Genomic DNA, 12,444 nt, shown 5'->3' with positions numbered 1-12,444 from the left:
TGACGGTCTGCGTTTCGCAATCCGTGAAGGTGGTCGTACTGTAGGTGCTGGTGTTGTTGCTAAAGTTATCGCTTAATAACCGATAATATTTGACGGCATGTACATGGAAAGGGCATCATTTGATGCCCTTTTTGCACGCCGAAACATAGAACCTGACTCATCAGTGATTTTTTTTGTGTAAATCATTGCTGAGACAGGCTCTGGTTTGGCGTAAGATACCAGGGGTGCTGCAAAGTATTTCTGGTTTGGATACCTCGCCATGCGGGGTTTAATGGTTTCTGGATTATTCTGGCAGGTTGGTTTATGAGTGCAAATACCGAAGCTCAGAGGAGCGGGCGCGGCCCGGAAGCAGTGAAGTGGCTGGCCGTTGCTGTCCTGATAATTGCGGCTATTGTCGGCAATTATTATTATCGCAACGTGAACTTACCTTTACGTGCTCTTGCCGTGGTTATCATTATTGCGGTCGCCGGAGCGATAGCTCTGTTGACAACGAAAGGTAAGGCGGCGGTTGCATTTGCCCGTGAAGCCAGAACTGAAGTGCGCAAGGTCATTTGGCCGACTCGTCAGGAAACGTTGCAGACCACGTTAATCGTTGCTGCGGTTACCGCCGTAATGTCACTGATTTTGTGGGGGCTGGATGGTATTCTGGTCCGTCTGGTATCGTTTATCACTGGACTGAGGTTCTGAGATGTCTGAAGCTCCAAAAAAACGCTGGTACGTCGTGCAGGCGTTTTCCGGTTTCGAAGGCCGCGTAGCAGTTTCACTGCGTGAGCATATTAAACTGCACAATATGGAAGACCTGTTCGGCGACGTTATGGTGCCGACCGAAGAGATCGTTGAAATCCGTGGCGGACAGCGTCGCAAAAGCGAGCGCAAATTCTTCCCGGGTTATGTGCTGGTACAAATGGTCATGGAAGATGCAAGCTGGCACCTGGTACGCAGTGTACCTCGTGTTATGGGCTTCATTGGCGGTACATCTGACCGTCCTGCACCTATCAGCGACAAAGAAGTCGACGCGATTATGAATCGTCTGCAACAGGCAGGCGATAAGCCACGTCCTAAAACCATGTTTGAGCCGGGTGAAATGGTACGCGTCAGCGATGGTCCGTTTGCTGACTTTAACGGTGTGGTTGAAGAAGTGGATTATGAAAAAAGCCGCCTGAAAGTCTCTGTTTCTATCTTTGGCCGTGCAACCCCGGTTGAGCTTGATTTCGGTCAGGTAGAAAAAGGCTAATCACAGTTTGTGGTTGGGCGTATTGCAAAAGGCGCGAAATTGACCTATAATTTCGCGCCTTTTGTTTTTACATGCCTGGTGCGTGTAAAATAATTATCACGGGAAGCCTTAACTAAGGCGTTATACCCAATAGAGGAAATATCATGGCTAAGAAAGTACAAGCTTATGTCAAGCTGCAGGTTGCAGCCGGCATGGCTAACCCAAGCCCACCGGTTGGTCCGGCGCTGGGTCAGCAGGGTGTTAACATCATGGAATTCTGTAAAGCGTTTAACGCAAAAACAGAAAGCCTGGAAAAAGGTCTGCCAACGCCGGTTGTTATTACCGTATACAGCGACCGTTCTTTCACCTTCGTTACCAAAACGCCTCCGGCAGCAGTTCTGCTGAAGAAAGCGGCGGGTATCAAGTCTGGTTCAGGTAAACCGAACAAAGACAAAGTAGGTAAAGTAACACGTGCTCAGCTGCAGGAAATTGCAACAACTAAAGCAGCGGACATGACTGGTGCAGACTTAGATGCGATGACTCGTTCTATCGAAGGTACTGCGATCTCCATGGGCCTGGTAGTAGAGGATTAATAAATGACTAAGCTTACCAAGCGCATGCGCGTAATCCGTGACAAAGTTGACGTCACCAAGCAGTACGAGATCAACGAAGCTGTCGCACTGCTGAAAGAGCTGGCAACCGCTAAATTTGTTGAAAGTGTTGATGTTTCTGTAAACCTCGGCATTGATGCTCGTAAATCAGACCAGAACGTGCGTGGCGCGACTGTTCTTCCACATGGTACCGGCCGTAGCGTTCGCGTTGCTGTCTTCGCTCAGGGTGCAAACGCTGAAGCTGCCAAAGCCGCTGGTGCTGAACTGGTAGGTATGGAAGATCTGGCTGATCAGATCAAAAAAGGCGAAATGAACTTTGACGTTGTTATTGCTTCTCCGGATGCAATGCGCGTAGTTGGTCAGTTAGGCCAGGTTCTGGGTCCGCGTGGCCTGATGCCAAACCCGAAAGTGGGTACTGTAACTCCTAACGTTGCTGAAGCAGTGAAAAATGCTAAAGCGGGTCAGGTTCGTTACCGTAACGACAAAAATGGCATCATCCATACCACCATCGGTAAAGTTGACTTTGATGCTGACAAACTGAAAGAAAACCTGGAAGCTCTGCTGGTTGCGCTGAAAAAAGCAAAACCAACGTCAGCCAAAGGCGTGTACATCAAGAAAGTCAGCCTGTCCACTACCATGGGTGCAGGTGTTGCTATCGATCAGGCTGGTCTGAGCACTGCGACTGCTTAAGTACTTGCTTGACGCGGGCGAAATTTTCACCTAGAATTTTCGCCCATTCTTCCTTTGGGAAGACACCGCGGGGAAGTTTATTCCCCGGGTAAGAATTTTCGGTTGGAGCCTGGCCTTATCCAGGCCTCCGTCCAAGACCGCAGGTGTGGTCATTCCGGACAGAAGATTTTTCTGCTGGCCGGGGGGAGCACTTAATTCCCTGCGTAGACGGTGAGAGAGCCCGAAGAAAATATTCTTTTCTGGATTCTGCTCACCGTGTTTAGCGCCTGTCAGTATTAACCGGCAGGTGAAGTGAGTTCCGGAAAGGTAACTTTCCGGACTAAAATAATCCAGGAGCACAAGCTAATGGCATTAAATCTTCAAGACAAACAAGCGATTGTTGCTGAAGTCAGCGAAGTAGCCAAAGGCGCGCTGTCTGCGGTTGTTGCGGATTCCCGTGGCGTTACCGTAGATAAAATGACTGAACTGCGTAAAGCAGGTCGTGAAGCTGGCGTATACATGCGTGTTGTTCGTAACACCCTGCTGCGCCGCGTTGTTGAAGGTTCTCAGTTTGAGTGCCTGAAAGACACGTTTGTTGGTCCGACCTTGATTGCATACTCTATGGAACACCCGGGCGCTGCTGCTCGTCTGTTCAAAGATTTCGCGAAAGCGAATGCAAAATTCGAGGTTAAAGCTGCAGCCTTTGAAGGTGAGCTGATCCCAGCCGCTCAAATTGACCGTCTGGCAACGCTGCCGACTTACGAAGAAGCACTGGCACGTCTGATGTCGACCATGAAAGAAGCCGCTGCCGGCAAACTGGTTCGTACTCTGGCCGCTGTACGCGATGCAAAAGAAGCTGCTTAATTGCACTTTTAATCTCGCTGCTTACGTATAAACTTATTCTGATTTTTAGGAACAATTGTTATGTCTATCACTAAAGACCAAATCCTGGAAGCTGTTGCAGCTATGTCCGTAATGGAAGTAGTTGAACTGGTTTCTGCAATGGAAGAAAAATTCGGTGTTTCTGCTGCTGCTGCTGTAGCTGTTGCTGCTGGCCCGGCTGAAGCTGCTGAAGAAAAAACTGAGTTCGACGTAGTACTGAAAGCTGTTGGCGCTAACAAAGTCGCAGTAATCAAAGCCGTTCGTGGCGCAACTGGTCTGGGCCTGAAAGAAGCTAAAGACCTGGTTGAATCTGCACCGGCAGCAATCAAAGAAGCAATCAGCAAAGACGACGCAGCTGCACTTGAAGCTGCTCTGAAAGAAGCTGGCGCTGAAGTTGAAATCAAATAAGACAACCCTCCGGGTTGCAGTCTGAGAAAGTTGCAGACTGATGGCTGGTGACTATAATAGTCACCAGCCTTTTTGCGCTAAAAGAGACTCTGTGGGGTTTCGCATTGTTTGTCCACAGGGCTTCTACAATATCTTTTTCTATCGACGCCTTAATATACTGCTTTCCCGTGGGGTTCCCTGCCTTACCAGAGCGATGAAATGATTTAAGAGTGATAGAAAGACGTATTGCACCGTGGGCACATCTCATGGTCAAAGCATAATAATGTTGCATGAACTGTCCTTCAGGACGGACAGCGTGGTTCGACTTGTCAGCGAGCTGAGGAACCCTAATGGTTTACTCCTATACCGAGAAAAAACGTATTCGTAAGGATTTTGGTAAACGTCCGCAAGTACTGGACATACCTTATCTCCTATCTATCCAGCTTGACTCGTTCCAGAAGTTTATCGAGCAAGACCCGGAAGGCCAATATGGACTGGAAGCAGCATTCCGTTCCGTTTTCCCAATCCAGAGCTACAGCGGTAACTCTGAGCTGCAATACGTCAGCTACCGTCTGGGTGAGCCTGTATTTGATGTAAAAGAATGTCAGATCCGTGGGGTGACGTTCTCTGCACCACTGCGCGTAAAATTACGTCTGGTCATCTACGAGCGCGAAGCGCCGGAAGGGACCGTAAAAGACATTAAAGAACAAGAAGTCTACATGGGCGAAATTCCGCTCATGACCGATAACGGTACCTTTGTTATCAACGGTACAGAGCGTGTTATCGTTTCTCAGCTGCACCGTAGCCCGGGCGTGTTCTTTGACAGCGACAAGGGTAAAACACACTCTTCCGGTAAAGTCCTGTATAACGCGCGTATTATTCCTTACCGTGGTTCATGGCTTGATTTTGAGTTCGACCCGAAGGACAACCTGTTTGTCCGTATTGACCGTCGTCGTAAACTGCCGGCCACTATTATCCTGCGTGCATTAAACTACACCACTGAGCAAATCATCGATCTGTTCTTTGATAAAGTCGTTTATGAAATCCGCGATAATAAGCTGCAGATGGCACTGGTCCCTGAGCGTCTGCGTGGCGAGACAGCCTCTTTTGACATTGAGTCAAATGGTACTGTCTATGTCGAAAAAGGCCGCCGTATTACTGCCCGTCATATCCGCCAGCTGGAAAAAGATAATGTCCAGCACATCGAAGTTCCGGTTGAATATATTGCCGGTAAAGTTGTGGCGCGTGATTACATCGACGAGAGCACCGGTGAGCTGATTATTGCGGCGAACATGGAATTATCCATGGACCTGCTGGCTAAGCTGAGCCAGGCTGGTCATAAGCGTATTGAAACGCTGTTCACCAATGATCTGGACCACGGTCCTTATATCTCTGAAACACTGCGTGTTGACCCGACTAATGACCGCCTGAGCGCCTTAGTTGAAATCTACCGTATGATGCGTCCTGGTGAGCCACCAACGCGTGAAGCGGCAGAGAACCTGTTTGAGAACCTGTTCTTCTCAGAAGATCGTTATGATCTGTCTGCGGTTGGTCGTATGAAGTTCAACCGTTCCCTGTTACGTGATGAAATCGAAGGCGCTGGTATCCTGAGCCACGATGACATCATCCAGGTAATGAAGAAGCTGATCGATATCCGTAACGGTATTGGCGAAGTGGATGATATTGACCACCTTGGCAACCGTCGTATTCGTTCAGTCGGCGAAATGGCTGAAAACCAGTTCCGTGTCGGTCTGGTACGTGTTGAGCGTGCGGTTAAAGAGCGTCTGTCATTAGGTGATCTGGATACCCTGATGCCTCAGGACATGATCAACGCGAAACCGATTTCTGCTGCCGTTAAAGAGTTCTTCGGTTCCAGCCAGCTGTCTCAGTTTATGGACCAGAACAACCCGCTGTCTGAAATTACGCACAAACGTCGTATTTCTGCACTCGGCCCGGGTGGTCTGACTCGTGAACGTGCAGGCTTTGAAGTGCGAGACGTACACCCGACGCACTACGGTCGTGTATGTCCTATCGAAACGCCGGAAGGTCCGAACATCGGTCTGATCAACTCTTTATCTGTTTATGCACAGACCAATGAGTACGGTTTCCTGGAAACCCCGTATCGCCGTGTTATTGACAGCCAGGTGACTGACGAAATTCATTACCTGTCCGCGATTGAAGAAGGTAACTTCGTTATCGCGCAGGCGAACACCAACCTCGATGATGACGGTCAGTTTGTTGATGACCTGGTCACTTGTCGTAACAAAGGTGAGTCCAGCCTGTTCAGCCGTGATCAGGTTGACTATATGGACGTTTCTACCCAGCAGGTTGTTTCTGTCGGTGCGTCTCTGATTCCATTCCTGGAACACGATGATGCTAACCGTGCACTGATGGGTGCAAACATGCAACGTCAGGCGGTTCCTACTCTGCGTGCTGATAAGCCGCTGGTTGGTACCGGTATGGAACGTGCGGTAGCGGTAGACTCCGGTGTTACTGCGGTTGCGAAACGTGGTGGTACAGTCCAGTACGTTGATGCATCACGTATCGTTATCAAAGTTAACGAAGACGAGATGTATGCCGGCGAAGCAGGCATTGATATTTATAACCTGACCAAATACACCCGTTCTAACCAGAACACCTGTATCAACCAGATGCCGTGTGTCAACCTGGGTGAACCGATCGAACGTGGTGATGTACTGGCTGACGGTCCGTCTACTGATCTGGGCGAACTGGCTCTGGGTCAGAACATGCGCGTGGCATTTATGCCATGGAATGGTTATAACTTCGAAGACTCCATCCTCGTTTCAGAGCGTGTGGTTCAGGAAGACCGTTTCACCACTATCCATATTCAGGAACAGGCCTGTGTGTCACGTGACACCAAGCTGGGGCCGGAAGAGATTACCGCAGATATCCCGAATGTCGGTGAAGCTGCACTGTCTAAACTGGATGAATCCGGTATTGTTTACATCGGCGCCGAAGTTACCGGTGGTGATATTCTGGTCGGTAAAGTGACGCCAAAAGGCGAAACACAGCTGACTCCGGAAGAGAAACTGCTGCGCGCGATCTTCGGTGAGAAGGCATCTGATGTTAAAGATTCTTCTCTGCGTGTACCAAATGGTGTTTCCGGTACCGTTATTGATGTTCAGGTCTTTACCCGTGACGGTGTTGAAAAAGACAAACGTGCACTCGAAATCGAAGAAATGCAGCTGAAGCAGGCGAAAAAAGACCTGACTGAAGAACTGCAGATCCTCGAAGCCGGTCTGTTTACCCGTATTTATACGGTACTGACCAGCGGTGGTGTTGAAGCTGATAAGCTGGACAAGTTACCACGTGAACGCTGGCTGGAGCTGGGACTGACTGATGAAGAAAAACAAAATCAGTTGGAACAGCTGGCAGAGCAATACGATGAGCTGAAGCGCGAGTTTGAGAAAAAACTTGAAGCTAAACGCCGTAAAATCACCCAGGGCGATGATCTGGCACCAGGTGTGCTGAAAATCGTTAAGGTTTACCTGGCGGTAAAACGTCAGATCCAGCCTGGTGATAAAATGGCGGGTCGTCATGGTAACAAAGGTGTTATCTCTAAGATCAACCCGATCGAAGATATGCCTTACGATGAAAACGGAACGCCGGTTGACATCGTACTGAACCCGCTGGGCGTACCATCGCGTATGAACATCGGTCAGATCCTGGAAACTCACCTCGGAATGGCAGCAAAAGGTATTGGTGACAAGATCAATGCCATGCTGAAACAACAGCAGGATGTCGCCAGACTGCGTGAGTTTATTCAGCGTGCTTATGACCTGGGTTCTGATACCCGTCAGACCGTTGACCTGAACACTTTCTCTGACGACGAAGTTATGCGTCTGGCAGAGAACCTGAAGAAAGGGATGCCAATTGCGACCCCGGTCTTCGACGGTGCTAAAGAAAGTGAAATTAAAGAGTTGCTGACTCTGGGGGGTATTCCTACCTCCGGTCAGATCACTCTGTTTGATGGTCGTACCGGTGAGCAGTTTGAGCGTCAGGTAACCGTAGGTTACATGTATATGCTGAAACTGAACCACCTGGTCGATGACAAAATGCATGCGCGTTCTACCGGTTCTTACAGCCTTGTAACTCAGCAGCCGCTGGGTGGTAAAGCTCAGTTCGGTGGTCAGCGATTCGGTGAGATGGAAGTGTGGGCACTGGAAGCATACGGTGCTGCTTATACCCTGCAGGAAATGCTGACTGTGAAGTCTGATGACGTTAATGGCCGTACCAAGATGTATAAAAACATTGTTGACGGTAACCATCAGATGGAACCAGGCATGCCGGAATCCTTCAACGTACTGTTGAAAGAGATCCGCTCGCTGGGTATTAACATCGAGCTGGAAGACGAGTAAGCACTCGCATTTGTACTGGTTACAGGGAGCCCGGTAATGTGCCGGACTCCCTGAGAAGTCTCACTCCGACGGGAGCAAATCCGTGAAAGACTTACTTAAGTTTTTAAAAGCGCAAACTAAAACCGAAGAGTTTGATGCGATCAAGATCGCTCTGGCATCGCCAGATATGATCCGTTCCTGGTCTTTCGGTGAAGTTAAAAAGCCAGAAACCATCAACTATCGTACCTTTAAGCCGGAACGTGATGGTCTGTTCTGTGCGCGTATTTTTGGTCCGGTAAAGGACTATGAGTGCCTGTGCGGTAAGTACAAGCGTCTCAAGCACCGTGGTGTTATTTGTGAGAAGTGTGGCGTAGAAGTTACCCAGACTAAAGTTCGTCGTGAACGTATGGGTCACATTGAGCTGGCTTCTCCGACAGCACATATCTGGTTTCTGAAGTCACTGCCATCCCGTATCGGCCTGTTATTAGACATGCCACTGCGTGATATTGAACGCGTACTGTATTTTGAATCTTATGTCGTTATTGAAGGCGGCATGACCAACCTTGAAAAGCGTCAGATCCTGACTGAAGAGCAGTATCTGGATGCGCTGGAAGAGTTTGGTGATGAATTCGACGCGAAAATGGGTGCGGAAGCAATCCAGGCTCTGCTGAAAGGCATGGATCTGGAACAGGAATGCGAACAGCTGCGTGAGGAGCTGAACGAAACCAATTCCGAAACCAAGCGTAAAAAGCTGACTAAGCGGATCAAACTGCTGGAAGCGTTTGTTCAGTCTGGTAACAAGCCAGAGTGGATGATCCTGACAGTACTGCCAGTATTACCACCGGATCTGCGTCCTCTGGTACCACTGGACGGTGGACGCTTTGCGACTTCAGATCTGAACGATCTGTATCGCCGTGTCATCAACCGTAACAACCGTCTGAAACGCCTGCTGGATCTGGCTGCCCCTGACATCATCGTACGTAACGAAAAACGTATGCTGCAGGAAGCGGTCGATGCACTGCTGGATAACGGTCGTCGTGGTCGTGCGATCACTGGTTCTAACAAACGTCCTCTGAAATCTTTGGCCGATATGATCAAAGGTAAACAGGGTCGTTTCCGTCAGAACCTGCTGGGTAAACGTGTCGACTATTCAGGTCGTTCCGTAATTACCGTTGGTCCATACCTGCACCTGCATCAGTGTGGCCTGCCTAAGAAAATGGCACTTGAACTGTTCAAACCATTTATCTACGGCAAGCTGGAACTGCGTGGTCTGGCAACGACTATCAAAGCCGCCAAGAAAATGGTTGAGCGTGAAGAAGCTGTGGTCTGGGATATCCTGGATGAAGTGATCCGCGAACACCCGGTACTGCTGAACCGTGCACCAACACTGCACCGTTTGGGTATCCAGGCTTTTGAACCGGTTCTGATTGAAGGTAAAGCTATCCAGCTGCACCCATTAGTTTGTGCGGCTTATAACGCCGACTTCGATGGTGACCAGATGGCTGTACACGTCCCGCTGACGCTGGAAGCTCAGCTGGAAGCCCGTGCACTGATGATGTCTACCAACAACATCCTGTCTCCTGCGAACGGTGAACCAATTATCGTTCCTTCTCAGGACGTTGTACTGGGTCTGTATTACATGACCCGTGACAGAGTCAACGGTAAAGGCGAAGGCATGGTACTGACCGGGCCTAAAGAAGCAGAGCGAGTTTATCGCGCTGGCCTGGCCGAGCTGCATGCCCGTGTGAAAGTCCGTATTACCGAATACAGCCTGAATGAGCAGGGCGACCTGATCCCACAGACCAGCCTGATCGATACCACGATCGGCCGTGCAATTTTGTGGATGATCGTACCTAAAGGTCTGCCGTACTCAATCATTAACCAGGCACTGGGTAAGAAAGCAATCTCTAAGATGCTGAATACCTGTTACCGTATCCTGGGTCTGAAACCAACGGTTATTTTTGCTGACCAGACCATGTATACCGGTTTTGCCTATGCTGCCCGTTCAGGAGCATCAGTAGGTATTGATGATATGGTTATCCCGGCCAAAAAAGCCGAGATCATCAGTGAAGCGGAAGCCGAAGTGGCTGAAATCCAGGAACAGTTCCAGTCTGGTCTGGTAACTGCCGGTGAACGTTATAACAAAGTCATCGATATCTGGGCTGCGGCCAACGAACGTGTTTCCAAAGCGATGATGGAAAACCTGCAAACTGAAACTGTGATTAACCGTCATGGTGAAGAAGAACAACAGGTTTCTTTCAACAGTATCTATATGATGGCCGACTCCGGTGCTCGTGGTTCTGCTGCTCAGATTCGTCAGCTGGCGGGTATGCGTGGCCTGATGGCGAAACCAGATGGTTCAATCATCGAAACGCCGATCACAGCGAATTTCCGTGAAGGTCTGAACGTACTCCAGTACTTCATCTCGACGCACGGTGCTCGTAAAGGTCTGGCGGATACCGCACTGAAAACCGCAAACTCCGGTTATCTGACTCGTCGTCTGGTAGACGTTGCACAGGATCTGGTCGTTACTGAAGACGATTGTGGTACCCACGAAGGTATCATGATGACACCGGTGATCGAAGGTGGTGATGTTAAAGAGCCACTGCGTGAGCGTGTTCTGGGTCGTGTTACCGCAGAAGATGTTCTGAAGCCGGGTTCTGCAGATATTCTGGTCGCCCGTAATACCCTGCTCGATGAGCACTGGTGTGACGTGCTGGAACAGAACTCTGTTGACAGCGTAAAAGTACGTTCTGTGGTTGGTTGTACCACTGACTTTGGCGTGTGTGCTCACTGTTATGGTCGTGACCTGGCTCGTGGTCATATCATCAACAAAGGTGAAGCGGTTGGTGTTATCGCAGCACAGTCCATCGGTGAACCTGGTACACAGCTGACGATGCGTACGTTCCACATCGGTGGTGCGGCATCCCGTGCGGCAGCTGAATCCAGCATTCAGGTGAAAAACAAAGGTACCATTAAGCTGATCAACGCTAAGTCGGTAACTAACTCAGCAGGTAAGCTGGTTATTACTTCACGTAACGTTGAACTGAATATGATCGATGAATTCGGTCGTACCAAAGAAAGCTATAAAGTACCTTACGGCTCCGTGATGGCCAAAGGCGATGGTGAGCAGGCGAATGCCGGTGAAACCGTTGCTAACTGGGATCCACACACAATGCCGGTTATCACCGAAGTGAGCGGTTTTGTTCGCTTTGTCGATATGAACGATGGTCAGACAATTACCCGTCAGACGGATGAACTGACAGGTCTGTCTTCTCTGGTGGTACTGGATACTGCTGAGCGTACTTCAGGTGGTAAAGACCTGCGTCCGGCACTGAAAATTGTCGATGCTAAAGGTGATGATGTGATGTTGCCAGGCACCGATATGCCTGCACAGTACTTCCTGCCAGGTAACGCAATTGTTCAGCTGGATGATGGTGTACAAATCAGTTCCGGTGATACCTTAGCGCGTGTTCCTCAGGAATCCGGCGGTACTAAAGATATTACCGGTGGTCTGCCACGCGTTGCTGACCTGTTTGAAGCCCGTCGTCCGAAAGAGCCGGCGATTCTGGCAGAAATCAGCGGTATTATTTCCTTCGGTAAAGAAACCAAAGGCAAACGTCGTCTGGTGATCACACCTGTTGATGGCAGCGAACCTTACGAAGAGATGATTCCGAAATGGCGTCAGCTTAACGTGTTTGAAGGTGAGCGTGTTGAACGTGGTGATGTTGTTTCCGACGGACCTGAATCACCGCACGACATTCTGCGTCTGCGTGGTGTTCATGCTGTGACCCGTTACATCGTTAACGAAGTGCAGGACGTTTACCGTCTGCAGGGCGTTAAGATTAACGATAAACACATTGAAGTTATCGTTCGTCAGATGCTGCGTAAAGCGACCATTGCTTCTTCCGGTAGCTCCGAGTTCCTGGAAGGTGAGCAGGCTGAAGTTTCACGTATCATGATCGCTAACCGTGAACTGGAAGCGAACGGCAAAGTCGCTGCGACTTTCGCCCGTGACCTGCTGGGTATTACTAAAGCTTCACTGGCAACCGAATCGTTTATTTCTGCGGCATCATTCCAGGAAACGACTCGCGTACTGACTGAAGCAGCAGTAGCCGGTAAACGTGATGAATTACGTGGTCTGAAAGAGAACGTGATCGTTGGTCGTCTGATCCCTGCCGGTACCGGTTATGCCTACCATCAGGATCGTATGCGCCGTCGTCATTCAGGTGAAGCACCTGTGACTCCTCAGGTCACTGCAGACGAAGCATCTGCCAGCCTGGCTGAGTTGCTGAATGCCGGCCTTGGTGGCAGCGACGAATAA

8 protein-coding genes and 1 pseudogene are annotated in these 12,444 nt (G+C 49.7%); all 9 read left to right on the top strand.

Going from position 1 to position 12,444, the window contains the following annotated elements; genetic code table 11:
• Positions 1-76 (top strand): annotated as a pseudogene (locus JK198_RS15420) (elongation factor Tu); the annotation flags it as partial.
• Between the two features lie 227 nt (positions 77-303).
• Positions 304-687: a preprotein translocase subunit SecE gene (secE, locus tag JK198_RS15415; protein ID WP_212710955.1), complete on the top strand. Its 384-nt coding sequence runs from the start codon at positions 304-306 to the stop codon at positions 685-687.
• A 1-nt stretch (position 688) separates the two neighbouring features.
• A complete protein-coding gene (nusG, locus tag JK198_RS15410) occupies positions 689-1,234 on the top strand; it encodes a transcription termination/antitermination protein NusG (protein ID WP_212709402.1) in 546 nt (181 codons plus the stop codon).
• A 143-nt stretch (positions 1,235-1,377) separates the two neighbouring features.
• Entirely contained in the window at positions 1,378-1,806 is a 429-nt protein-coding gene (gene rplK, locus JK198_RS15405) for a 50S ribosomal protein L11 (RefSeq protein ID WP_212709403.1), read from the top strand.
• A gap of 3 nt (positions 1,807-1,809) precedes the next feature.
• Complete coding sequence (rplA, locus tag JK198_RS15400) at positions 1,810-2,514, top strand: 50S ribosomal protein L1 (RefSeq protein ID WP_212709404.1); 705 nt, start codon at positions 1,810-1,812, stop codon at positions 2,512-2,514.
• 345 nt (positions 2,515-2,859) lie between these two features.
• Positions 2,860-3,357 (top strand): 50S ribosomal protein L10, encoded by a 498-nt coding sequence (gene rplJ / locus JK198_RS15395; protein ID WP_212709405.1) that lies wholly within the window; start codon positions 2,860-2,862, stop codon positions 3,355-3,357.
• Between the two features lie 60 nt (positions 3,358-3,417).
• Entirely contained in the window at positions 3,418-3,783 is a 366-nt protein-coding gene (gene rplL, locus JK198_RS15390) for a 50S ribosomal protein L7/L12 (protein ID WP_212709406.1), read from the top strand.
• 329 nt (positions 3,784-4,112) lie between these two features.
• Positions 4,113-8,141: a DNA-directed RNA polymerase subunit beta gene (gene rpoB / locus JK198_RS15385; RefSeq protein WP_212709407.1), complete on the top strand. Its 4,029-nt coding sequence runs from the start codon at positions 4,113-4,115 to the stop codon at positions 8,139-8,141.
• Between the two features lie 82 nt (positions 8,142-8,223).
• The gene (gene rpoC / locus JK198_RS15380) at positions 8,224-12,444 is read left to right on the top strand and encodes a DNA-directed RNA polymerase subunit beta' (RefSeq protein WP_212709408.1); all 4,221 of its coding nucleotides are present in this window, start codon (positions 8,224-8,226) and stop codon (positions 12,442-12,444) included.

The organism is Tatumella sp. JGM91, assembly GCF_018257575.1.
GTDB classification, from domain to species: domain Bacteria; phylum Pseudomonadota; class Gammaproteobacteria; order Enterobacterales; family Enterobacteriaceae; genus Tatumella; species Tatumella punctata.
The sequence above is the reverse complement of the archived record's forward strand: the minus strand, read 5'-3'. Positions and strand labels throughout refer to the sequence as shown.